The sequence below is a fragment of the Actinomycetota bacterium genome (assembly GCA_014360645.1).
In the GTDB taxonomy this organism is placed as follows: domain Bacteria; phylum Actinomycetota; class Geothermincolia; order Geothermincolales; family RBG-13-55-18; genus Solincola_B.
Window position 1 is genome coordinate 21,247 of sequence record JACIXD010000015.1, and the last position, 22,348, is coordinate 43,594.

Annotated in this window: 21 protein-coding genes; 9 read left to right on the forward strand and 12 right to left on the reverse strand. The window is 67.3% G+C overall.

Annotated elements, in window-relative coordinates:
- Positions 1–261 precede the first annotated feature (261 nt).
- The 3 genes from dinB to lexA form a co-directional block, all read right to left on the reverse strand.
- Entirely contained in the window at positions 262–1,560 is a 1,299-nt protein-coding gene (gene dinB, locus H5T74_12460) for a DNA polymerase IV (GenBank protein MBC7231188.1), read from the reverse strand.
- 50 nt (positions 1,561–1,610) lie between these two features.
- The gene (locus H5T74_12465) at positions 1,611–1,994 is read right to left on the reverse strand and encodes a hypothetical protein (GenBank protein MBC7231189.1); all 384 of its coding nucleotides are present in this window, start codon (positions 1,992–1,994) and stop codon (positions 1,611–1,613) included.
- A gap of 147 nt (positions 1,995–2,141) precedes the next feature.
- Positions 2,142–2,747, reverse strand: a complete 606-nt coding sequence (gene lexA / locus H5T74_12470; GenBank protein MBC7231190.1) for a transcriptional repressor LexA — start codon at positions 2,745–2,747, stop codon at positions 2,142–2,144.
- Positions 2,748–2,992: 245 nt separating this feature from the next.
- Here lexA and H5T74_12475 point away from each other — a divergent pair, with 245 nt between their 5' ends.
- Genes H5T74_12475 through H5T74_12495 form a run of 5 tightly spaced genes read left to right on the forward strand, consistent with a single transcriptional unit; the run spans position 2,993 to position 5,497 of the window.
- On the forward strand, positions 2,993–3,151 hold the full coding sequence (locus H5T74_12475; protein MBC7231191.1) for a hypothetical protein: 159 nt from the start codon (positions 2,993–2,995) through the stop codon (positions 3,149–3,151).
- Positions 3,152–3,198: 47 nt separating this feature from the next.
- Complete coding sequence (locus tag H5T74_12480) at positions 3,199–3,570, forward strand: STAS domain-containing protein (GenBank protein MBC7231192.1); 372 nt, start codon at positions 3,199–3,201, stop codon at positions 3,568–3,570.
- Between the two features lie 2 nt (positions 3,571–3,572).
- Positions 3,573–4,001 (forward strand): ATP-binding protein, encoded by a 429-nt coding sequence (locus H5T74_12485; protein ID MBC7231193.1) that lies wholly within the window; start codon positions 3,573–3,575, stop codon positions 3,999–4,001.
- Positions 4,002–4,057: 56 nt separating this feature from the next.
- The gene (locus H5T74_12490) at positions 4,058–4,729 is read left to right on the forward strand and encodes a protein-L-isoaspartate(D-aspartate) O-methyltransferase (protein MBC7231194.1); all 672 of its coding nucleotides are present in this window, start codon (positions 4,058–4,060) and stop codon (positions 4,727–4,729) included.
- Positions 4,730–4,774: 45 nt separating this feature from the next.
- Positions 4,775–5,497, forward strand: a complete 723-nt coding sequence (locus H5T74_12495) for a polyprenol monophosphomannose synthase (protein MBC7231195.1) — start codon at positions 4,775–4,777, stop codon at positions 5,495–5,497.
- Positions 5,498–5,538: 41 nt separating this feature from the next.
- On the opposite strand, the gene H5T74_12500 is transcribed toward H5T74_12495, so the two are convergent.
- From H5T74_12500 to H5T74_12535, 8 genes are all read right to left on the reverse strand, one after another.
- Positions 5,539–6,894 carry a GGDEF domain-containing protein gene (locus H5T74_12500; protein ID MBC7231196.1) on the reverse strand — a complete coding sequence of 452 codons (1,356 nt, stop codon included), beginning with the start codon at positions 6,892–6,894 and terminating at the stop codon, positions 5,539–5,541.
- A gap of 266 nt (positions 6,895–7,160) precedes the next feature.
- A complete protein-coding gene (locus H5T74_12505; GenBank protein MBC7231197.1) occupies positions 7,161–8,450 on the reverse strand; it encodes a radical SAM protein in 1,290 nt (429 codons plus the stop codon).
- 281 nt (positions 8,451–8,731) lie between these two features.
- Positions 8,732–9,871, reverse strand: coding sequence for an undecaprenyl/decaprenyl-phosphate alpha-N-acetylglucosaminyl 1-phosphate transferase (locus tag H5T74_12510; protein MBC7231198.1), 1,140 nt, complete (start codon positions 9,869–9,871; stop codon positions 8,732–8,734).
- On the reverse strand, positions 9,868–10,326 hold the full coding sequence (locus H5T74_12515) for a cytidine/deoxycytidylate deaminase family protein (protein MBC7231199.1): 459 nt from the start codon (positions 10,324–10,326) through the stop codon (positions 9,868–9,870). Before H5T74_12515 ends, H5T74_12510 begins: the two co-directional genes overlap by 4 nt.
- Positions 10,327–10,364: 38 nt before the next feature.
- Positions 10,365–11,615, reverse strand: coding sequence for a serine hydroxymethyltransferase (locus H5T74_12520; GenBank protein ID MBC7231200.1), 1,251 nt, complete (start codon positions 11,613–11,615; stop codon positions 10,365–10,367).
- Entirely contained in the window at positions 11,612–12,070 is a 459-nt protein-coding gene (gene rpiB, locus H5T74_12525) for a ribose 5-phosphate isomerase B (protein MBC7231201.1), read from the reverse strand. Before rpiB ends, H5T74_12520 begins: the two co-directional genes overlap by 4 nt.
- A gap of 100 nt (positions 12,071–12,170) precedes the next feature.
- Positions 12,171–12,785, reverse strand: coding sequence for a hypothetical protein (locus tag H5T74_12530; GenBank protein MBC7231202.1), 615 nt, complete (start codon positions 12,783–12,785; stop codon positions 12,171–12,173).
- Positions 12,782–13,468: a threonylcarbamoyl-AMP synthase gene (locus H5T74_12535; protein MBC7231203.1), complete on the reverse strand. Its 687-nt coding sequence runs from the start codon at positions 13,466–13,468 to the stop codon at positions 12,782–12,784. Before H5T74_12535 ends, H5T74_12530 begins: the two co-directional genes overlap by 4 nt.
- Before the next feature lie 194 nt (positions 13,469–13,662).
- Here H5T74_12535 and H5T74_12540 point away from each other — a divergent pair, with 194 nt between their 5' ends.
- The gene (locus tag H5T74_12540; GenBank protein ID MBC7231204.1) at positions 13,663–16,233 is read left to right on the forward strand and encodes a HEAT repeat domain-containing protein; all 2,571 of its coding nucleotides are present in this window, start codon (positions 13,663–13,665) and stop codon (positions 16,231–16,233) included.
- A gap of 124 nt (positions 16,234–16,357) precedes the next feature.
- On the opposite strand, the gene H5T74_12545 is transcribed toward H5T74_12540, so the two are convergent.
- On the reverse strand, positions 16,358–17,605 hold the full coding sequence (locus H5T74_12545; GenBank protein ID MBC7231205.1) for an acyl--CoA ligase: 1,248 nt from the start codon (positions 17,603–17,605) through the stop codon (positions 16,358–16,360).
- A 164-nt stretch (positions 17,606–17,769) separates the two neighbouring features.
- On the opposite strand from H5T74_12545, the gene H5T74_12550 reads away from it, so the two are divergent.
- The 3 genes from H5T74_12550 to H5T74_12560 all read left to right on the forward strand — a co-directional run bounded on the left by H5T74_12550 (position 17,770) and on the right by H5T74_12560 (position 22,344).
- Positions 17,770–18,963 (forward strand): CoA transferase, encoded by a 1,194-nt coding sequence (locus tag H5T74_12550; protein ID MBC7231206.1) that lies wholly within the window; start codon positions 17,770–17,772, stop codon positions 18,961–18,963.
- A gap of 254 nt (positions 18,964–19,217) precedes the next feature.
- Positions 19,218–20,747: a DUF2088 domain-containing protein gene (locus H5T74_12555; protein ID MBC7231207.1), complete on the forward strand. Its 1,530-nt coding sequence runs from the start codon at positions 19,218–19,220 to the stop codon at positions 20,745–20,747.
- 718 nt (positions 20,748–21,465) lie between these two features.
- Positions 21,466–22,344: a 4Fe-4S binding protein gene (locus tag H5T74_12560; protein MBC7231208.1), complete on the forward strand. Its 879-nt coding sequence runs from the start codon at positions 21,466–21,468 to the stop codon at positions 22,342–22,344.
- Positions 22,345–22,348: the final 4 nt, after the last annotated feature.

Here is a 22,348-nt window from a genome sequence, read left to right on the forward strand (position 1 = left end):
CGGTCTGCGTTCTCTCCGCGCGATCTACAGTATATGGAATATATTGCCTTCGTTGGTCACGCCACCCGTTCACCGCCGCAAGACCCGCACGCAGCATCTTTCACGACGGTTCCTCCCGTTGCCGGAACGGAGGCATTCGCGGGGCCGGCTTCCGGCGGCGGCATCCGCGGGCCCTGCCGCCATATGCGCCCCGCAGGCATCCCCGTTCGCGAGCACCGCAGGGTCCGCACGCGACGTCTTCGGTCCCTTTTCTTTCCGCGCTCAGCGGGCGAGGTTCATGCCGGAGAGCGCGAAGTCGCCCAGGAGGGAGGCCCGCGTCACCACCCCCTCCCCGTAGCGGTCACGCAGGGCGTCGAGGGCGGCGGTGAGCTTTTCCTCGCGCGGGTCCAGGCAGTCCCAGATGGTCACCTGCTTCCCCTCCTCGCGGCGGCGCAACTGAGAGACGGACACCCCCACGGTGGTCACCGGCTCCTTCCAGAGCCCCGAGGCGGCCTCGCGGCGCAGCAGGTCCCGCGCCGCGGCATAGACGGGGGAGGGGAGGTCGGTGTATTCCTCCAGGGTCCTGGCGCGGGCGTAGCCCATGGCGTACCCCACCCGCAGGCGCAGGTTGACCGTTTTCCCCAGGTATCCGTCGCGGCGCATGCGCCGCGTCACCGCGTCCACCAGCCCCAGGAGGGTGTTCTCCAGGTATTCCGGGTCGTCGGTGCCACCGCGCAGGGAGAGGCTGTGCCCGAAGGACTTCACCTCGTGGACCTCCCCGCTGCGCGTCACCGGGCTGTCGTCCTCCCCCCGCGCCGCCCTCCACAGCAGGCGCCCCATGATCCCGAACCGCCACTCCAGCGCCTCACGCGGGGCGCGGGCCAGGTCCCCCACCGTCTCGATGCCCATGGCGCGGAGGTTGCGGCGCATGCGGGCTCCCACCCCCACCAGCCTGTCCACGGGCAGGGGGGCCAGGACGTCCGGGAGCTGTTCCGGCCGGATGACGGTGAGGCCGTCGGGCTTCTGGAACTCGGAGGCCATCTTGGCCACCAGCTTGTTGGGGCCTATGCCCACGGAGGCGGTGAGGCGCAGCTCGCGGCGGATGTCCTCCTTCAGGGCCGCGCCCAGCCTGCGCGCCTCCTCCCAGCGCTCCTCCCCCGCGGGGCGGGAACGCAGGAGGGGGGTGAGGTCCAGGAAGACCTCGTCTATGGAAAAGACTTCCACCCGATGCGAGCGCCGCTCGCAGATGCGCAGGATGCGCCGGGCGTTGTCCAGGTACTTGGGGATGTCGGCGTGCACGAAGCACGCCCGGGGACAGCGCGAACGCGCCTCCCACACCGACATGCCCGCCTTCACCCCCCAGGGACGGGCCTCGTAGGAGGCGGTGGCCACCACCCCGTGGGAGCAGAAATCGCTGGAGGTGTGACAGACCACGAGGGGACGACCGCGGTAGATGGGGACGTCCCTCTGCTCCACGGAGGCGAAGTAGGCGTCCATGTCCAGGTGGAGCACGCAGCGTCCCTCCCTCGCCCTGCCCTGGTCGGCGGGGCGGAGGAGACCGTGCATCACGAACTGGGTCATCCGTACGTCGTCCCTTCTCCTGCCTCGACGGTCACCTCGGCCGCCAGCACCTAACCTTCTCCGTGCACGCGCACCAGGCTCCAGCTCATGCCCTCGGTGGAGAAGCGGAGCTCGTACACCTCGGGGTTGTCGCTCATCACCGAATAATAGAGCTCCAGGTAGCGCCCCTTCATGGCGCGGTAGGTACCCAGCACCCGCCGCACCTCGTACCTCCTGCCGCGCCAGAGGAATGCGGTGGGGCGCAGCTTCCCGCCGCGGAAAACCGCCGCCACGTCCACCGGCTCCTCTATGAGGGTCACCATGCCGAACCACTCCTCTCCCGGGCGACGCGCGCCGACTTCGCGCCTGCCTATCCCCTTCGCGAGGAAGGCAGGGAGGGCGTTGCGCCCTCCCTGGATGCCTCTCTCCGTCCCCCGCCCGCTCCTCGCGGCCATGCGGGGCGGGACCTTTCTTCCGCTCCCCTTCCGGGGTCTCGAGCGGGGAGAGCCTCTTGCGCCCTCCCTGGATGCCTCTCTCCGTCCCCCGCCCGCTCCTCGCGGCCATGCGGGCGCAGAACCCGGCCGCGGCGAGGCGGGGGCGGGTCAGATCCGCTCCCGCAGCAGCGCCACCACCTTCCCCGCCAGCCTCACCTCCGCCTCGCCCCGCTCCACCCGCAGGACAGGATAGGCGGGGTTGGAGGCCACCAGCTCCACCGCCTTCCCACGCCGCCGCAGCCTCTTCACGGTGGCCTCGCCGTCCACCAGGGCCACCACCACCTCGCCGTCCTCCGCATCCGGGCGGGGATCCACCACCACCAGGTCCCCGTCCTTTATGCCGTCGCCGACCATGCTGTCGCCCCTCACCCGCAGGATAAAACGTCCCCGGCCTCCCCAGCGCGCGGGCACGGGAAGCCACTCCTCCACCTCCTCGGAGGCGTACCGCAGGGGGCCGGCGGGAACCTCGCCCACCAGGGGAAGGTAGGACGCCGCCTCCCTGAACCCTCCCCGCACCTGGATGGCGCGCGCGCCGGGGGCGCGGGATATGAAGCCCTTCCTCTCCAGGGCCTCCAGGTGGCGCTGGGCACCGCGGGTGGAGGACATCCCCAGGGCCTCGCATATCTCCCGCACGCTGGGAGGGTACCCGCTGCGCTCCAGCTTCTCCAGCACGAAGCCGAGCACTTCCTCCTGCCTGGGCGTGAGTTCGTCCAATCTCCTCTCACCTCCCCGGCCTATTATAGTATACATGCGTTTACCTGTAAACACCCGTTTACCATAAAGCGCTCCCTCCGGCCCGGCGGAGGCGCGGCCGGGGACGGGGAGGAAGGGCCTCCGCCGGGCCGGCGGGAAAGAGGTGCGGCGCGGAGGTTTCAAGACGAGGGGTTAGGGGTAAATAATGCATGGACCTCACCACCGCCGGAAAGTATCCGGCCTGACGATCACTCGGAGGTGAAAAAATGGTGCGGGGACCTCACGGCCATGAGAAGACGAGCGTCGAAGTACTGCGGGTTCTCTGCCCAAAGTGCAACAACCGCGTCACCATCGAGCCCGGCGAAGACCAGGCCAAGTGCCCCAAGTGCGGCAACACGGTGAAGCGGCCCGCAAAGCCCAGGTAGCCGGATGCCCCCGAAGGGCTCCGGCCCGGAGCAACGGTGAGCAGAGCATGGTAGAAGAGGAGAGAGGAGGCACCGTCCTCGACGTCGCGGTGGAGAGCGTGGGTGGACGCTCCCTCATCGCCTTGAGCGGAGAGGTCGATGTATACAGCGCCTACAAGCTGCGCGATACCATCAAGGACCTCGTGGAGGAGGGACATTACCACATCGTCGTGGACCTCGAAAAGGTCGCCTTTCTCGACAGCACCGGCCTGGGCGTCCTGGTGGGCGGCCTGAAGAGGGTCAGGAACCACGGCGGCGAGCTGGGGATCATCTGCAGCCAGGAAAAGATCCTGCGCGTCTTCCGCATCACCGGGCTCACCAAGGTCTTCCCGATTTACGCTTCCAGGGAAGAGATGCACGCAAAAGCCGAGGAGGCATGATATTGCCCCGAGAGGAGACCACCGAGTTCGAGCTGGAGATGCCGGCGCAGGCGAAGTACGTGGGGCTGGCCCGGCTGCTGGCCGGCTCCATAGCGCGGCGCATGCGCTTCAGTGAGGAGAGCATCGACGACCTCAAGATCGCCATCTCCGAGATGTGCACCAACGCCATCGTGCACACCGGCAACGGCGAAGCCACCAGGCCTCCCATACTGGTACGCTACCTGGCGGGAGACGGTTTTTTAACCGTCGAGGTACGGGACCGCGGGCCGGGTTTCGACCCCGCCTGCGTGCTGGACCGCCAGCGCGAAGACCTCCTCGGCAAGGGATTCGGGATCCCGTTGATAAGAAGCCTGGTGGACGTGTTCGAGTGCGACTCCAGCCCCGGCAGCGGCACGGTGGTCACCATCACCAAGTTCGTGGACAGGGAATGAGGAGACGAGAGGGATCCCGCGGCCGCCGCCGCAACCCTGAAGGCATCTCCGGCATCATGGATAAGGAATATTTTACCAAGGCACGCAAGGCCATGGTCAGGCAGCAGATCGCCGCCCGCGGCGTCGAGGATCCCCGCGTTCTGGAGGCCATGCGCAAGGTCCCGCGCCACCTTTTCGTCCCCGCCCACCTCGCGGACCGCGCCTACGACGACTCGCCCCTCCCCATCGGAGAGGGACAGACCATCAGTCAGCCCTACATGGTGGCCTGGATGACGGAGCTCCTCGAGCTGAAAGAAGATTCCAGGGTTCTAGAAGTGGGCACCGGTTCCGGCTACCAAGCCGCAGTGCTGTGTGAGCTGGCGCGCGAGGTGTACACGGTGGAGAAGATCCCGGAGCTGGCGCGCGAGGCGGAGCGCCGCCTCCTCTCCCTCGGCTACCGCAATTTCCACCTCCGTGTGGGCGACGGCACCTTGGGCTGGCCAGAGGAGGCCCCCTTCGACGGCATCATCGTCACCGCGGGGGCTCCCTCCGTCCCCCAGCCCCTCGCCGAGCAGCTGGCCGACAGGGGAAGGTTGGTGATCCCCGTTGGGCCCTCGGGCATGCAGATGCTCACGGTCATCCGCCGCGAGGGCGGCGGGTTCACGCGCAGCGAGAAGGGGTCCTGCGTCTTCGTCCCCCTGGTGGGGGAGCACGGATGGAAGCGGGGACGCAACCGCTGGTACGACTAGGGTCGCAACGGCCCATCCGCACCCCCCGGGTGCTATAATCGTCGCATGCGTGAACTGACCGTGGTGCTGCCGACCTACAACGAGCGCGAGAACATCGAGCGCATCGTGGAGGCCATCCTGCGCCAGCCACTGGACCTGGGCATCCTGGTGGTGGACGACAACTCCCCCGACGGGACGGGGGAGGTAGCCGACCGCATAGCCGCGGCGGACCCCCGGGTGGAGGTCCTGCACCGGGAGGGGAAGGGGGGGCTGGGTACCGCCTACCGCGCCGGGTTCCGCTATGCACTGGAGAGGGGAGCGCAGTACTGCTTCGAGATAGACGCCGACTTCTCCCACAACCCCGACGACCTCCCCCGCCTCTACGCCGCGGCTCGCGAGGCGGACGCCGCCGTGGGGTCGCGCTACATCAAGGGAGGGGGCGCTCCCGACTGGAGCTTCTACCGCTGGCTGATCAGCCGCGGCGGGAACCTCTACACCAAGATGGTAGCGCGCACCAGGACGGTGGACACCACCTCGGGATTCCGCTGCTACTCGCGGCGCGTGCTGGAGGCCATCCCCCTGGACCGCGTCACCTCGCAGGGCTACGCCTTCCAGATCGAGATGACCTTCGTTGCCGAAGCGCTGGGCTTCCGCATCGTGGAGGTCCCCATCATCTTCGTGGACCGCAAGGGCGGCGAGTCCAAGATGGACTCCGATATCTTTTGGGAGGGCTTGAAGGTGGTCTGGGGTCTGCGGCGCAAGTACCGGGACCTCGAGCCCGTGGTCTGAGCCTTCACCCACCAAGGCATGGAATGGGGCGGCGGCCTACCTCAGGCGGACTCCGCCCCCAGGTCGTCAGAGTACAAGCGCACGTTGTTGGGACCTGCCGCCCTGGCGGCGGCTAGGGCGGCAAGGGCCCGGTTCACGAGGTCGGTATCGTTGTCGGCATTGGCGGGGTACGACGACACCCCCACGCAGACCGTCAGCCTTTCCACCTCTTTCCTGACCCGCGAGGGGAAGGGGTATTCCTCCACCACCTTGCGGATGCGTTCCGCCAGCCGCATGGCCCCCAGGCGCCTCGTCTCCGGAAGGAGCACCCCAAAGAGGCTCTCTCCGTAACGCGCCGCGGTGTCCACCTCCCGCGTGTTGCGCCTGACGACGGCGCCCAGGTCTTTCAAGACGAGGTCCCCCAGGTAGCGCCCGTTGCGCTCCACGTAACCCTCGTAGTCGTCGATCTCGAAAAAGAGGAGGCAGATGTTGAGGCTGTAGCGGCGGGCGCGGCTGACCTCCCTTTTCACCTGGTGGATGAAGTATTCACGGTTGAACAGTCCGCTGGCGGCATCCCTGACCGCGTTGGTCTCCAGCTCGGAATAGAGACGGGCGATGAGCACCGTGAGGGCCGCCTGGTCCGCGACCAAGGCCAGCACGGGCATCTTCAACGCCTCCAGCTCCTCTTCTTCCATCCCCAGGGCGAGCACGCCGACGACCCTTCCCTCCGCGCGTAGGGGCAACCCGATGAGGCTTCCTATCCCGGTATCCGCCAGGTGACCGTATTCCGCGTGCTCCGGGCGCAGACGCTCCTGGATCACGGCGCCCGAGTCGAAGGAGGCGCCGCAGACGGAGGTCCTGGCGTCCAGGGTTTCCTCCACCAGGGCCTCCGCCGCCTCGCCCCTCGCCAGCACCACCTTGAGCTCGTCCACCGCCGCTCCCGGCAGCAGCACCATGCCCAGCGCCGCGCCGCAGAAGGCCATGGCCCGGTCCAGCAGCTGGGCGAGCTTGGGAAGGGGGTCGGTGTAGGCCTCGATGACGTTGACGCCGGAGCAGATGTCCATGAAGCCGTATATCGCCTCCCGGCTCAACTGCGCCGCATGCCCCGCGGCCGGCAGGGACTCCAGCAGCCGCGCCAGGGGCGAGCCGTCGCGCGCGTCCAGCACCTGGCAGTGGGCAGGGATTCCTTTGAGCTCCCCCACCCCTTCGTCGGCCACCAGCACCAGATCGGGCGCGGCGGTACGGAAGAGGTCCCTGCGTGATGTGAAGACGGCGGGGGGATCCAACGACTCGGGCCAGAGTGAGGGGATTCCCCGGGAGAGGAGTCCCACCACCTCGCTGCCCTCGCCCTCGGCCAGCAGCTTCGCCAGGCGCGAACAGGCCTGGTTGAACCCTATGAAAGCGATCCTTGTCTGCATACGCGACCTCTCCCCGCGCCTGAAAACGCAGCCTCAAGCGACAGGTCAATTGTAATGGATTATCCGAAAGTTGGAAACCGCTGCCGCTTGCTGTCGGACGCCTCGCGGTGCTCACAGCCCACCATGTCGACGGGGAAGGGGGATTCCGCCCTGCCGGGGCTCCGCGATGAAAAGCTCGTTCCGCTCATCTCGCGCCTACGCCCCCCGCACCCGCCACTCCGGGCGCGACCGAGGGGTGCGGGGCGGGCAGACAGGGGGCGGGACTCCTACCTGGCGGCCGCCTCGCGGTGCTCGCGGTCCACCATATCGATGGGGAAGGGCAACTCCGCCCCTTCCGGGATCTTATGGATGTATTTTCTGCGGAACTCGGGGTCCTGCATACGGCAGGTCATGGTCTTGCGGTCGTACTCGGGGTGCACCTTCATGCGGTGCCAGATGTCCCACAGCGGCTCTTCCTTGACGTTGCCGAAGTGCAGGGGATTGAAGTCGCAGGGGGTCACGAAGCCGTTGTGGGTGATATGGATCTGCCACTTGACCCCGAAGCACCCCATGATATGGGGGTCGTTGACGTGGCACATCAGGCATACTCTGGGCCCCTTGAAGTCCTTCCACTGTTCCTCGTGGATGACCCGGAACTTCTCGCGCTCGGCGTCGGTGAGGATGAGCTCGTCCTCCTTGATGCACTTTCCGGTGGGCACGAGGTCGAAGACGGTGAGCTCGCGTACCCCCAGTTCGCGGCAGAGCTCCAGGAACCTGTGATGGTAATCTCTGGCAATAGACTCGCGGTTCATATAGGTGGAGACGCCGACGGCCATGCCGCGGGCCACCGCACGCTCGATACCCTCCACCGCCCGCTGGTAAAGGCCGGGCACGCCCCGCAGGCGGTCGTGTTCCTCCGGCACCGGGCTGTCCAGACTCACGAAGATGGTGTCGCAGCCGGCGGTACTCAGCTTGTCCAGGTTCTCCTCGCTGAGCAGGGACCCGTTGGTGAAGATATCCGCGACGCAGTCGTTCTCCACGATACGGCGGATTATCACGTCCAGGTCCGGGCGCAGCAGGGGCTCGCCGCCGGTGATGATGATGTCGGTGATGCCCAGTTCCGCGCACTGGTCGACGACCTCGCACCACTGTCCCGTGGTCAGGGTCCCCTCACGGCTGCGCCGGAAGGCGCTGCAGTGTACGCAGTGCGCGTTGCAGTCCTGGGTCACCGCGATGGTCACGGCATGGGGCCCCCATTCCCTGCCCAACCCGCGGTCGATGATGTTGCGGTAGAAGCGTTCATAGGCGCGCGATTTCACGGGCGGAAGGTGGTAGGAGAACCTGTCCGGCCGCGCGAACTTGATGAAGGGCATGCGCGGCCCGATGCTCTTGAGTATCCATCCCCCCGCCACCATGAAGAGGGGGAAGGTGGGAGGCCCGAAGGCCTGGTAGAAATTGCGCCTCATCCTGCGGGTCAGCTTCGCCCCGTTCTTGCCGTTTCCCTGCTGCGACATGTCCTTCACTCCCGTTCCGCTGTCCGTGCTCCTCTCCCTGCCCCCAAGGCGAATCGCCAACATTTATATTCCTTTTCGGCAACCTTATCAACACCTTTCAACGGATAGTGTAAATATACTAAAAAGTCATTAGTGATGTCTATTATATCGGGTTCACGCGAATAAGGCGGATCCCCCCGCCCTCATGGGATCCGCGGTAGCGACGATCTCATGCGGCGCATGGAGGGTTCCGAGGACGATCCGCGCCGCCTGAGCGCTCAGCCCACCCGGCCGGAACATCTCGCCCCGGCAGGCCGGCCCCTTCTCCCGATCCCCGGTGCCGGATGCCGCCGCCATGCCGGCGGTCAATCCCCCTCGCCTTCCTCCTCCACGGGGGCCTCTTCCTCCTCCCGGTCCAGCTCGCGGCTGCCGATGACGATGCGCGGCAGGGTGGTGGCCAGGAACACCCCCACCCCCACCCCCAGAAGCACCAGCACCACCGTCTTGGAGGCCACGAACTCCAAGGAGAGGGCGATGCCGGTGAGGAGGGCCGTCCACAGGTAGATGATCAGGACCGCCTGCCGCTGCGAATGCCCGATGTAGAGCAGCCGGTGGTGGATGTGCTCCTTGTCCGCGTGATGGAAGGGCTTTCCTTTCCTCGCCCGCCTGAGAATGGCCAGACCGGTGTCAGCGATGGGCACGGCGAGGATGATGAGGGGGGTGAACATGGTGGCCACCGCGGTGCGCTTCAGGATGCCCTGGATGCTGATGGCGCCGAGGACGAAGCCCAGGAACTGGGCCCCCGAGTCGCCCATGAAAATGCTCGCGGGGTTGAAGTTGTAACGGAGGAAACCCAGACATGCCCCCCCCACCGCGGCGGATATGACCATGGCCTGCAGGGTGTTGGGGTCCGCCCCCACCCGTGTGCCGTAGAAGAAGAAGGCCGCCACGGTGATGAGGGAGATGCCCGCGGCGAGGCCGTCCAGGCCGTCGATGAGGTTGATGATGTTGGTGAAGGCCACCGTCCAGGCCACGGTGAGGAGGATGGAGAGGACGGGGCTCGCGGTGAGGTCGATGACGTTGCCACGCGGCAGGGCCAGGGTGGTTATCTCCACCCCGAATGAGACCAGGATGAGGGCTCCCATGATCTGGCCGGCGAGCTTCATCCAAGGGGAGAGGTGGCGCATGTCGTCCAAGGCGCCCAGCACGGCGATGAAGGTGGAGGCGAGGATGATCCCCAGGAGCTGGGCCGAGGACAGTGCGTCCACCATCCCCAGGGGCTTGGCGAAGGGGGCGGAGAAACTGGTCAGGACCTTGGCCATGAGCAGGGAGAGCACCACGGCCAGGAAGATGGCCATCCCCCCCAGGGTGGGGGTGGGCTGCTCGTGCACCTTGCGGTCGTGGGGCATGTCTATGGCGCCCAGCCACACGGCGGCGCGCCGTGCCAGGGGGGTCAGGAGCAGCGAGAGCACCAGCGCCGCCACGAAGGCGAAGACATAAATCAATCCCCGTCCTCCTCCGGCAGCGGGGTGACGGCCATCCCCGCCTCGCGCGCCATCTCGTCGGCCATGGGGTCTTCGTATCCCTCCGCGTAATAGACCTGCCTGATGCCGGCGTTGATGAGCATCTTGGTACAGAGCACGCAGGGCTTATGGGTGCAGAAGATGCTGCCGCCCCCCACCGCCGTGCCGTAGAGGGCAGCCTGGATGACCGCGTTCTGCTCCGCGTGCAGGCCCCGGCACAGCTCGTGCCTCTCGCCGGAGGCGACCCCTCGCTCCTCGCGCACGCAGCCCACGTCCTCGCAGTGGGGCAGCCCGGATGGAGCCCCGTTGTAACCGGTGGACACGATGCGCTTCTGCAGCACGATGACGCATCCCACCTGGCGGCGCAGGCAGGTGGAGCGCGTGGCCACCTGCCGCGCTATGGACATGAAATAGGTCTCCCAGCTCGGTCTGGTCATGACGCCGCCTGCCTCCCCGGGAAAACCGCGGCCTGACGTTACAGCTCGGGGTAGAGCGGGAACCCGGCCAGCAGCTCCTCCACCCGTTCCCGCACCTCGTGCATGACCTGCGTCGAACCCGGGTTCCCGGCCACCAGCGCGATGAGGTCGGCGATCTCCACCATCTCATCCTCGCGCATCCCGCGCGTGGTCACCGCCGGCGTGCCCAGGCGGATGCCGCTGGTCACCGCCGGGGGCTTGTCGTCGAAGGGTATGTTGTTTTTGTTCACGGTTATCTTCACCGCGTCCAGGGCTTCCTCGAGCTCTTTGCCGGTGATTCCCAGAGGCCTGAGGTCCACCAGCAGGAGGTGGGTGTCGGTGCCCCCGCTCACCAGACGCATGCCCCTCTCCTCGAGGGCCGCGGCCAGGGCCCGGCAGTTGCTCACCACCTGGCGGGCGTACTCCGCGAACTCGGGCTGGGAGGCCTCGTGGAGGGCGACCGCCTTGGCCGCCACGATATGCATGAGGGGCCCGCCCTGCACGCCGGGGAACACGGCGTGGTCCAGGGCCTGCGCGAAACGCTCCTTGCAGAGGATCATGCCGCCGCGCGGACCGCGCAGGGTCTTGTGGGTGGTGGTGGTCACGAACTCGGCGTGGGGAACCGGGTCGGAGTGCACCTTCCCGGCCACCAAGCCGGCGAAATGGGCCATGTCCACCATGAGCATGGCGCCCACCTCGTCCGCCACCGCCCGGAAGGCCGCGAAGTCGATGTCCCGGGGATAGGAGCTGCCCCCGGCGATGATGAGGCGGGGCCGGCACCTCCTGGCGATCTCCGCTATCTGCTCGTAATCGAGCATCTCCGTCTCGCGGTCCACGCCGTAGAAGTGGGCGTCGTAGAGGGTCCCGCTGATGTTCGCCGGGGTGCCGTGGGTGAGGTGTCCACCCGCCGTCTTCTCCATGCCCAGGATGGTGTCCCCGGGCTTGAGGGCGCAGAAATAGACCGCGGTGTTGGCCTGGGCGCCGGCGTGCGGCTGCACGTTGGCGTGTTCCGCCCCGAAGAGTGCCTTGGCCCGCGCGACGGCGAGCTCCTCGGCCACGTCCACGCACTCGCAGCCCCCGTACCAGCGGTGGCCGGGATAACCCTCGGCGTACTTGTTGGTGAGCACGCTCCCCGCCGCCTGCAGCACTGCCAGGGACGGGAAGTTCTCCGAGGCGATGAGCTCTATCTTGTTGCGCAGCCGCTCCAGCTCGTTGCGGATCACCTGCGCGATCTCGGGATCCACCCTCGTCACCTCGTCCAGGCCGCTCATGGTCTCCTTCCTCCGTGTCGAGCCTCCATCTCCGCCAGCCGCTCCAACCTGCGCGCGTGGCGGCCGCCCTCGAAGGGGGTCTCCATCCAGGTGCGCACGATCTCCTCCGCCACCCCCGGCCCCACCACCCTGGCTCCCAGGGTGAGCAGGTTGGCGTCGTTGTGCAGGCGGCTGTAGCGAGCGGTGTAGATGTCGTTGCAGGCGGCCGCCCGCACCCCCGGCAGCTTGTTGGCGGCCATGGCCATACCGATCCCCGTCCCGCAGATGGCGACCCCCCTCTCCGCCTCGCCGGAGGACACCATCCGCGCCACGCGTTCCGCGAACTCGGGATAATCACAGGATTGCTCGGAGAAGGTCCCCTGGTCCAACACCTCGTGTCCCGCCTCCCGCAAGCAGCGGGAGACCAGCTCCTTCAAAGCGAACCCCGCGTGGTCACAACCGAGTGCGACTCTCATCGCGCCCTTCCTTCCTCGCCGCGGAGGCGCCACCACGCCGCCGCCGCCCGTCCCTTCGCGCATTTCCGGCCGTCCCCGCCATGCCGGTGGACGTGGAGCATCAACCCTGTGCCCGGGGCACGCCGAAGAAGACCCGCATGGCCCCCTCCAGGGAACCGTCTATATCCTCCGCCACTCCCAGGTAAACGCGCAGGGAGCCGCCAATGGGGTCAATTATATCAGAGGCGCCCGACTCGATATCGGCCAGGAAACCGTCCTGCGGCGAGAGCCCGCGCAGCAGCTCCAGAGTCCGCCCCAGCCGCCTCCTGACCTCCTCCTCGTCCAGCACCGGCCCCTCGCCCAGCTCGGTCAGGAGCTCTTTTTCCACCCCCGCTACGTGTTTCAAGGCCACACTCCTCTCAAGGGCGTCGGGCTCCAGCCTGCCTATGGAGAGCAGATGCTCGCGCGCCATGACCACCACCAGGTCGGCCCCGCGCAGGAGGCCGGGGGTCAGCTCGCTGGCGCGGTGGCTCTCCAAGTCAATGCCCCACAGGTCCATGGTCTGCACCGCCGAGGAGGTGGCGGGATTGCCCTCCACCGCCGAGGTGCCGGCGGAATGCGCCAGCACGAAGGGCTCAAGGTGCGGGTAGTCGCGCCGCAAGCGCTCCTGGAAGAGCGCCTCCGCCATGGGGCTACGGCACATGTTGCCGGTGCACACGAAGAGGATGTCGATCAAAACCCTTTCCTTTCCTCCGTGCCGGCGTCCCGCTCCGCGGCCGCCGGTCCCTCCCCGCGCAGCAGCGCGGATATGATGTCCTCGCCGATCTCCCCCCGCCGCAGGAGCGCGTATTCCGAGCCCCTGATCTCCACCACCGTGGAGGGCGTGCCCGAGCCGCATTCCCCCGCGTCCAGGGCGATGGCCACCCGCTCCAGCAAGACGGGATCTATCTCGGCGAAAGAACGGGGGGCGTCCCTTCCCGAGAGGTTGGCGCTGGTGACCGCAAGGGGGCCGCTGCGCGGGAGCAGCCGCAGCAGGAAGGCATGGGCGGGGACGCGGATGCCGAGGGTATCCGTGCCCGGAGCGAGATATTCCCTCCATGGGATATCCACAGCCCTCACCACCACCGTCAGGGGACCCGGCCACAGCGCCGCGAGCCGCCCCAGGGATGCGCGGTCCTCGGGAACCGCGAGGCGCAGCGCCTCTCGCGCGTCTCCCACCATCACCACCAGGCTCTTGGCGCTGTCCCTTCCCTTGGCGGCGAATACAGAGGCGACGGCGGCGGGCGCGTCGGCCCGGGAGGCGAGCCCGTAAACGGTATCGGTGGGAAGCACCGCCAGATCGCCCGCCTCCAGGGCCGCGGCGCACCGCTCGAGGGCGGTATCCTCCCCGCTTCTGTCCAGTCGCACGATCTCCGTCATAGGGCTATTATGGCAGGTTTTGCGCCGCTCTTCCCCGTCTTTCGGTAATCGTCCCCTGAACGGCGGCCGCGCGGTCCCGCGCCTCCTTCTCCCCCGCCGGAGAGATCCGCACCCGTCGGGGACCGCTAATGTAGGCGCCCGGCGCGGTCGATAAAATATAGCTAGAGAAGGGTTGGCGAAAGGACCGGGGGGAGATGGACGAGGACCGGGTGGTGACGGACGCCGGGGACGAGCTGGCGCGCAGGGCGGTCGAGCTCCTCATCGCCCTCAACGCCGCCATGATCAACATCCACATGTACCCGCCCACTAGCGACATGATCTCCGCCTCGGTGGAAACGGCCTATGCCCGCATGGAACCCCTCCTCTCCCAGACCGGCAAGCTCACCCTGGGCGAGGCGGACAACCTGCTGCTGGTGAACGGGGAGAAGCTACACGACCGCGACCAGGTCAGGCCCCCGGTGCTCTCTTTCCTCGACGGGCTCCGCCGCAGGGATATCTACAGCATCACCTTCTCGGCCGGCATGGACCAGGAGGAGTTCCTGAGGTTTCTCTACATCATGGCCAGGGAACCCGAGGAACTGCGGCAGCTGGGAGGGCTGGCGGAGGAGGTGGCCCGGCATGGCTGCGGCCATATCCTGGTGAACGAGAAGCGCTTCGTGTCCGTCGCCGACGACGAGGTCATAGCCACGGAGGAGGGCGAGAGGGAGGAGGGGCGTTTCCGGGAGGAAGAGCTCGCGCGCCTCAACGAGAAGCTCAAGGACGAGCGCTTCGTGAACTACATCACCGGGAAGACGGGACGCGCGGAGGCCGGCGAGGACACCATCCGCGACATCACCGGCAACCCGCCTCGTCTGGGACTTCTGCTGCGCCAGGCGGTGCGGGAGATCGTGGTGGAGATCGAGGACCCGGAGGCGGCCCTGGACGAGGTATGCCGCACCCTGGAGAGGAGCGCCCTGCTCCTGAAGGAGCTGGACGACGACGAGCTGCGGCGCATGGACGTGGATGAGATCGCCAAGGCCGCCGCCTTCCTGGAACCCTCTGAGCTCAAGGGATACCTGCTGCGCGAGAAGCCCGAGGCCCTGCGCGAGCTGGAGCTGCGCCGCCTCATCCTGGACAGCCTGCGCGAGAACAAGGCACTGGACCTCCTGGAGAGCACCATCCGCGAGCACGAAGCCCTGCAGCGGGTGGTGGAGGACCCGGAAGTCGGTTTCTCCCCCGAACAGGAGCTGCGTTACGAGGCGCTCTCCGCCCTCATCGACGAGATATATCAGGCCTCGGTGGGAAAGCCCTGGGAGTCCCGGATAAGCGACCGCATCTTCCAGGCCGACATGTGGAAGAAGATCGTCAACGGCTCCGGGAGGGAAAGGGGAAGCGCGGGGGCGAGCACACTGGTGTACCAGATCAGCAACATGCTGGTGAGCGAGGGCCTCACCCTGGACATCGACGAGCTCACCCGGGACATCACCATCGACGAGAACATCCCCCGCCTGATGCAGAAACTGTACCGGGCGCGCCGCCACGAGACGGTGCTCAAGCTCCTGGAGAACCTGCTGGACAACCTGGAGGACATGAGCCCAGAGATCAGGCTGAAGACGGCGGAGACCCTGCGGAACATACCCGCCGCCCTGGAGATGAGCAAGCGGCTGCAGGAGTTCCCCGTCGCCTTTGAGATGAAGGACCGCCTCCTGGAGCGCCTGGAGAGAGAGCGGGAGCTCAGCGAGGTCTATACCACCCTGGCCTCCTGCCTGGCCAGCCTGGCCCAGACCTTCATCCTCTCCCGGGAATACGACGCCGCGCTGGAGATCATCGACACCTTCTGGCGCCACAACAGCGCCGATGACACCCGCAAGCCGGAGCAGAGGCGCACCGCCCTGGAGGCGGTGGCCACCGTGGCCAGCCCCGAGGTGCTTGAGAACCTGGCCAACATCCTGAGGGAGGGCGACATCCAGACCATCACCGAGGTGGCGGAGCTGCTCATCAAGTTCGAGGACAAATCCATCCAGCCCCTCATCCAGGTGCTCAAGGACAGCGAGGACCTGCTGGTGAAGAGGGTCACCTTCGAGGCCCTGGAGAACATCGGCAAGGACGCCATCCTGGGGTTGATAAACGACCTCGAGAAATACAACCCCTGGCACATGTACCGCAACATCGTCTCCATCCTCGCCGAGATCGGCAACCGCTCCATCATCCAGTCCCTGGCGCGCTTCATCCGCCATCAGAACCCCGAGGTGCGGCGCGAGACCATCAAGGCCGTATCCAGGATACGCACCGCGGAGACGGTGGCGCTCCTGGTGGAGGCGCTGGAGGACCGGGACGAGCAGGTGCAGCGGGAGGCCTGTATCGGGCTGGGTTACCTGCGCGACGTGTCCACGGCCCCGGTGCTCATGGACATCATCAAGCCCCCGCGCAGCTTCAAGAAAGAGCGCCGGCGCACCAACGCCGTCAAGGCGGCAGCCCTCTGGGCTCTGGGAGAGATCGGCGACCGCTCGGCCATCCCCTACTGCCAGCGCATCCTGCGCAGGAAAGCCCTGCTTCCCTTCATGGCCCGGGGCAGAAGCGAGCTGCGCGCCGCCGCGGCCCTTGCCCTGGGAAGGATCGGAAGCGACGAGTGCCGCGATATCCTCCAGGCCTACGTGGAGGACCGCAGTGACAGAGTGAGACGCGCGGCGCTGGAGGCCCTGCGCGGGATACAGAGGAGGAGGGCGCAGGAAGGAGCGAGCTCTCCCAGGCCCGCGGAGGCGGAGGCGGTCTCCCGCCCTGCCTGAAACCCTTCCCGGGCGCCGCGGACGAAGCGCGTTGCGGCGCGAGCGCGGTCCCATTGGTAGAACATCAGTTCAGGCGGCACGCCGGGGTTATAAAGGGGTTTCGCGCCTCTTCAGGCGCTGCCCCCTACCGGGTTGGGAGGTAAAGCCAGCCGTCCCTCTTGGCCGACAGCGTCCCTTCCAGGTCGTTCCAGTAGCCGGGGGTCACCGCGGGACCCCTTGCGGCGAGTACGCGGGCTTGTCTCTCTCCCGCTCCTTCCCCGCCGCCGGTGCGCACGCGGTTGGGAGGTATTACCATCCCGCGACCTTCACGCGGCCATATCCAGCCCCGGAACGAGAGCTTCAGGGCGAGCATGGCGGCGTTTCCGTCCACGTCGCCTATCTCCACCACCGGGGCAGGCACGGGGCGCTCCCCTCCCCCCGAGGTGCCCAGCTCCGCCACTTCCTCCCGCGCAAGCCCGTAGCCCCAGCACAGCCAGAGCCACACACCGCGGGCACCGGCGCCCACCCCTCCGGCCTGCAGTAGCCGGGAATACTGCTCAGGGGACGCTGCGAAGACGTGCGGCCTCTCCGACGCGAGCGCCGCCGCCAGGGGCCCGGTGTCTCCCTCCGCCGTGAAGGCGACCCGTATGCCGGCCAGCAGCGCCGCCACCGCGGTCGCGAACCCCCCCGTGCCGACCGGCGAGAGCGCACTGAGGAAACGCCTCCCGGGGCCGCAGAGAGCCCACGGCGCGAAAAGCCGTCTCGTCCCCAGGATCATCTCGTTCGTGGCCATGACCGCCTTGAGGGAAGCGTCCCTCATGCGGGTATGAAACAGCCCCACCACGCTCCCCGGCTTGAGGGTGTAGGGGAGGAAGAATCCCGATGACGCGTCCAGGGCCGCGTCGAGGGAGGGAACGCCTTCCGGCGCCCGCGAGCGGGGCCCCGAGGCCATGACGCGCTCCACCCCCGGCATGCACCGCGACAGTCCCGGGCGTTCCGCCAGCAGGCGTCCGTCCACGACGGCCAGGGTGGCCCCGCATCCCGCCGCACGGCGGGACGCCTCTTCACCGGAGAGGCCGTATGGGAGGGGCACGGCGATCCCTCCGGCTTTCATCAACGACACGGAGGCGAGCAACAACTCCACGGGTTCGGGGATCATGAGCAGCACGCGCTCTCCCTTCTTCAGGTCGAGCTCCCGGATGAAGGCCTCGGCGGCCAGGTTGCTGAAACGGAGGCAGTCGGCGAAGGTTAGGGTGGCGGAGGGAAAGAGGCGATAGCCCAGCGGCTCGCGGGCCGCCAGGGCCTCACCCTCGCCGTAGGCCTCGTGCAGGTTCTCGAAGAGGTTGGCCATGGTCAGGAGACGACGCACGGCCAGCCGGGTTCTCTCCAACATACCCGCTATTCTGTTATCCGGGCGGGCTCAAGTCAAACCGCCTCGACGCGGCAGGGGCTCAGTGCGGGCCGTTGTCCGCACCGCAGCATGAAACTCACCGCGCCCGGGAATAATTGATGGGGGGTTCACGGCGGCGGGCCGCCCGGATCGAGGAGGTAAGAGATATGCGTTCCATGCTGGAGGGGATAAGGGTCATAGACTTCACCAACACCGTGGCCGGGCCGGGCTGCACCTTCTTCCTGGCGGACATGGGGGCGGAGGTGATCAAGGTGGAGAGGCCGGGCATCGGCGACGAGGCCCGCCTCTTTCCGCCCTACAAGGAAGGGGTCTCGGCCTCCTTCGCGGTGCTCAACCGCGGCAAGCGCGGCGTGGTCCTCGATCTCAAGCACCCCCGCGCGTTGCAGGTTTTCAAAGAGCTGGTGGCGGTCTCCGACGTCTTCGTGGAGAACTTCCGGCCCGGGGTGGTGAAGAAGCTGGGCATAGACTACGAGACCCTCAAGGCGGTCAACCCACGCCTGGTGATGTGTTCCATCTCCGGCTACGGGCAGTACGGACCCCTGGCGCATCTACCGGCTTATGACGCGGTGCTGCAGGCATTGAGCGGATTGATGAGCACCACCGGCTTTCCCGACGGGCCGCCCACCCGCGCCGGAACCCTCATCGTGGACATCTCCTGCGCATTCTACGCCGCCTTCGGCGTGTGCGCCGCGCTCTTCGCGCGGGAGCGCACCGGGGTGGGGGAATACCTGGACATCTCCATGTACGATGTGGCCATCAACCTCCTGGAGGCCAAGTTCGTGGACTACACCGTCACCGGCAACATACCCAGGCGCACCGGCAACCGCTATCCTTACGTCACCCCCTTCGACGCCTACCGCACCGCGGACGGTTACGTGATGATCATCTGCGTGGGCGACCAGCCCTTCCACAACCTGTGCAGGGCCATGGGGCGTCCGGAGCTGGCCGAGGACGAGCGCTTCCGCGACCTCATGGCCCGCAACGCCAACGAGCCGGAGCTGAGGAAGATCATCGAGGAGTGGACCGCCGGCCTGACCAATGCCGAGATCTGGGAACTGCTGCAGGAGCACGAGGTGCCCGGGGCTCCCGTCAACGACGTCAAGGCGGTGGTGGAGAACCCCCACACCGCTGCCCGCGGCATGCTGGTGGACCTGGAACAGCCGGGAGCCGGCATCATCACCATCTTCGGCTCGGCTATGAAGGCGCTGGGGAGCGAGAACAGGCCGCGCGGTCCCGCGCCCGCGCTGGGACAGGACAACCGCTGGCTGCTGGAGGAGGTGCTTGGCAAGGACGCCCGGGAGGTGGAGGAGATCCTCTCCTCGGGAGCCATGGGGTCGTGAGCCGGTTCCTGCGCCGGAACGCAGCCTCCATCTTCGGTCGTTTCGATGCGCAACGGGGCGAGCCATAGGATCCGCCGTCGGGATATACCGATAGCAGGGCGTTCGTGATGAGGGTAACATGTGGGAGTAGCGTCGGTGTGGCTCCCGGAGTATGGCCAGGGGGCTTCGCTCTTCGGTCACGTCGATAGGTCCGGGGAAACGCTCATCTTCAGCGTAATCGAAGATCGAGACCGGCATCTCACCGGAGGTGTAAGATGCACAGGCTGGTGTTCTACGGCGACGACATGGTACGGGTGGAGCTGCCCGACCGCACCCGTGTGCTGAAGGCGCCTCCCCCTCTGGCGCCTCTTCCGGACTATCCGGGCGCGGTGCGCAGGGCGCTGCGCGAACCCCTCGGCTGCCCGCCCCTGCAGGAGCTGGTGGGCCCCGGGTCGCGGATCACCATCGCCTTCGACGACCCCTGCCTTCCCCTCCCCCCGGTCTGGAGGGACCCGCGGGGCCCGGCGGTGGAGGCGGTGCTGGAGGAGCTCTTCTCCCTCGGAGTGCGGAGGGAGGACATCGAGCTGGTCTGCGCGGTGGGCCTGCACCGCAAATGGACGGAACGCGAGCTCAGACATGTACTGGGAAAGCGGGTCTGGGCGCTGATGGGCCCCTCGCGCGTCCGCAACCACGACGCCGAGGACCCCGCCGGAAACGTGCACCTGGGCAGCACCCCGGAGGGCTACCCGGTGGAGGTAAACCGCTGCCTGCTGGAATCGGACCTCACCGTCTACGTCAACCTCAACTGGACGAGCATGAACGGGGGGTGGAAGTCCTACCTTGTGGGCCTGGGCACCTACCGGTCCATCCGCGCCCACCACAACCCGGCGACGCTCATCGAAGGCGGCACGGTCATGGACCCCGCCAGCCGCTTCCACTCCATCCTGCGCGCCCAGGGAGCATATCTCGCACGGCACGCCAGGGTCATGAGTGTGGAGACGGTGCTCAACAACCGCGTATGGCCAGGTCCCCTCGACCGCTACCTCTCCCTGGAAAGGGAGGGGGTGCCTTTCCCCTTCCGCGTCTCGCGCCACGCGCCGCAGGCCTTGAAGTCGGCGGTGTCCTCGACCCTGCGCAGTTCCTACGCGCCCATCGCGGTGAATGCGGGCCGCCCCGACGCGGTACACGAGATCACCCTGCGGGAGCTCTACCGCCAGCAGAACGTGAGCGTGGAGGGGCAGTTCGACGCCCTCTTCCTCGCCCTACCCAATCTCTGCCCCTACGCCGCCTTCTCGCGTATGAACCCGCTGCTGGCCGCCAACTCCGCTCTGGGATACGTGTTCAACCTGCACATGCGGCGTCCGCTGGTCCGCGACGGCGGGATGCTGGTGCTCATGCAGCCCTTCCTCCCCGGTTTTAACCGCCGCCACCACCTGCCCTACGTGGAGTTCTACGAGAAGGTGCTGCCGGAGACACGCGACCCCCGGGAGATGGAGGTGCGCTTCGAGGAGAGCTTCGCCGACCGCAGGGAATACATCGAGGCCTACCGCCATCACCATTCCTACCACGGCGCCCACCCCTTCTACGTGTGGTACTGGTGCGGCCTGGCACTGGAGCGCCTGGGCCGCGTCGTGGTAGTGGGGGCCAGGCGGAAAGAGGTGGTGGAGCGCCTGGGGTTCGAGGCCGCCTCCTCCCTGGAGGAGGCCTGGCACAGGGCGGAGGACATCCTCGGAAAGGGGTATTCCATCGCCCACCTCGCCATCCCTCCCATCTTCGCCACCCGGGTGAAGGATCCCCGGCCATAAGCCCCTCCGGCCGCCCGTTGACGGAGCGCGAGACCGTGGAGTGAGGAGGCTCACCCCCTTCTTCTCTCCATCCCCATCTTTCTCGCCTTGGCCGCACGGGCGGGAAAGCTGAGCGGGGATCCGGGGCTCAGCCGGACCCGCCACGCGCCTCTCCCTGCTGGAAGGCGACGAGAAGGCAAGGGCCGCGTGGCGCACCGTGCCGGGGAACCCTTTATCTGCTGTGCCTTGGCCGCACGGGCGGGAAAGCTGAGCGGGGATCCGGGGCTCAGCCGGACCCGCCACGCGCCTCTCCCTGCTGGAGGGCGACGAGAAGGCAAGGGCCGCGTGGCGCACCGTGCCGGGGAACCCTTTTGTTAGCATATTATGGAAAATGATTCAAGACCGGAGGATCTACCCCAGTGCGCCTGCTTCCGACATTGCGTCGATAAATCGCCTCGTGTTAGTATATCCGGGGGCGGCGACCCGCCTCTGCGTCCGCGGAGGGGTGGAGGCTGTCGAGCGGTCACATGGTGACCGGGGCAGGACGCCGATCGGCAACGCGGATGCGTCATTCCGAGCGGGCAGACCACCGGGAGCGCGGAAACGCCGCATCCCGGACAGCGGAAAAACCGCGGGAAGGGTTTTGGCGCGGCAGGATCGGCATGCGGGGGGTCGGAAGCAGACCCTTCCTCCCCGAGCGCGACGGCCGGCGGTACGGCAAAGAAGGGGGATGGAGGACATGGCTTCCAGGCGCGGCAGGAGCAAGAAGAGTTTCGATCGTTTTCTCCGGCTCTACAAGTACAAGGACACCGCCTTCCGCATGACCAACTGGCCCTTGTTCAAACAGGCGGGGCGCCGGGTGCTGGACGCCGACAACACCTGCCTCACCTACGTGCCCATAAACGAGGACCTGGAGCTGCCCGAGGGCGTGGCGGCGCCCGTCTCCGTGATCGAGCACTTCATCCGCGAGGCCAGCCACCGCCTCATCCTCTCCCGCTGCCCCTGCCGCAGCGAGAACGGGTGCAAGGACTTCGACCCCTATTTCGGCTGCACCTTCCTGGGCCCGGCGGTGCTCGACGTGGACCCAGAGGTAGGCAGGCTGGTGAGTATGGAGGAGGCGCTGGAGCACCTGCGCCAGGCCACGGAGGCGGGCCTGGTCTCCTGTCTGGGCAAGTTCAAGGGCGACGCCATCATGCTCGGCCTCAGGGACCACCATCACCTGATGACCATCTGCCACTGCTGTCCCTGCTGCTGCATCTCCACCGCCATCCCCCTGGCCTCGCGGGAGACCAGGGAAGTGCTGGTGAAGATGGAAGGGCTTACCATCAGCGTGGACGCGGAGAAGTGCACCGGGTGCGGAAAGTGCGTGAAGGCATGCGTCTTCCGGCAGGTGACCCTGGAGGACCGGGCGGAGCCTGCGGCGCGCGGCGGCGGGGAGGAGAGCGACGCGGGCGGCAAGAAGCGCCCCGGAAAAGTGGCGGTCATCGGCGAGGAGTGCAAGGGCTGCGGGCGCTGCGCCATGGTCTGCGAGCAGAACGCCGTCAGCGTGCACATCGACGACCCTTCCTACATGGAGGCCTGCATCGAGCGCATCTCCTCCAAGGTGGCCATACGCTGAGGGA

Excerpts from the sequence above, each read along its gene's own strand:
- rpiB (MBC7231201.1), bottom strand. The coding sequence starts at position 12,070 with ATGAGAGTCGCACTCGGTTGTGACCACGCGGGGTTCGCTTTGAAGGAG.
- H5T74_12560 (MBC7231208.1), top strand. The coding sequence starts at position 21,466 with ATGGCTTCCAGGCGCGGCAGGAGCAAGAAGAGTTTCGATCGTTTTCTC.
- H5T74_12520 (MBC7231200.1), bottom strand. The coding sequence starts at position 11,615 with ATGAGCGGCCTGGACGAGGTGACGAGGGTGGATCCCGAGATCGCGCAG.
- H5T74_12545 (MBC7231205.1), bottom strand. The coding sequence starts at position 17,605 with ATGTTGGAGAGAACCCGGCTGGCCGTGCGTCGTCTCCTGACCATGGCC.
- H5T74_12505 (MBC7231197.1), bottom strand. The coding sequence starts at position 8,450 with ATGTTGGCGATTCGCCTTGGGGGCAGGGAGAGGAGCACGGACAGCGGA.
- H5T74_12475 (MBC7231191.1), top strand. The coding sequence starts at position 2,993 with ATGGTGCGGGGACCTCACGGCCATGAGAAGACGAGCGTCGAAGTACTG.
- H5T74_12550 (MBC7231206.1), top strand. The coding sequence starts at position 17,770 with ATGCGTTCCATGCTGGAGGGGATAAGGGTCATAGACTTCACCAACACC.
- H5T74_12480 (MBC7231192.1), top strand. The coding sequence starts at position 3,199 with ATGGTAGAAGAGGAGAGAGGAGGCACCGTCCTCGACGTCGCGGTGGAG.
- dinB (MBC7231188.1), bottom strand. The coding sequence starts at position 1,560 with ATGACCCAGTTCGTGATGCACGGTCTCCTCCGCCCCGCCGACCAGGGC.
- H5T74_12540 (MBC7231204.1), top strand. The coding sequence starts at position 13,663 with ATGGACGAGGACCGGGTGGTGACGGACGCCGGGGACGAGCTGGCGCGC.
- H5T74_12500 (MBC7231196.1), bottom strand. The coding sequence starts at position 6,894 with ATGCAGACAAGGATCGCTTTCATAGGGTTCAACCAGGCCTGTTCGCGC.
- H5T74_12555 (MBC7231207.1), top strand. The coding sequence starts at position 19,218 with ATGCACAGGCTGGTGTTCTACGGCGACGACATGGTACGGGTGGAGCTG.
- H5T74_12465 (MBC7231189.1), bottom strand. The coding sequence starts at position 1,994 with ATGGCCGCGAGGAGCGGGCGGGGGACGGAGAGAGGCATCCAGGGAGGG.
- H5T74_12515 (MBC7231199.1), bottom strand. The coding sequence starts at position 10,326 with ATGACCAGACCGAGCTGGGAGACCTATTTCATGTCCATAGCGCGGCAG.
- H5T74_12490 (MBC7231194.1), top strand. The coding sequence starts at position 4,058 with ATGGATAAGGAATATTTTACCAAGGCACGCAAGGCCATGGTCAGGCAG.
- H5T74_12535 (MBC7231203.1), bottom strand. The coding sequence starts at position 13,468 with ATGACGGAGATCGTGCGACTGGACAGAAGCGGGGAGGATACCGCCCTC.
- H5T74_12495 (MBC7231195.1), top strand. The coding sequence starts at position 4,775 with ATGCGTGAACTGACCGTGGTGCTGCCGACCTACAACGAGCGCGAGAAC.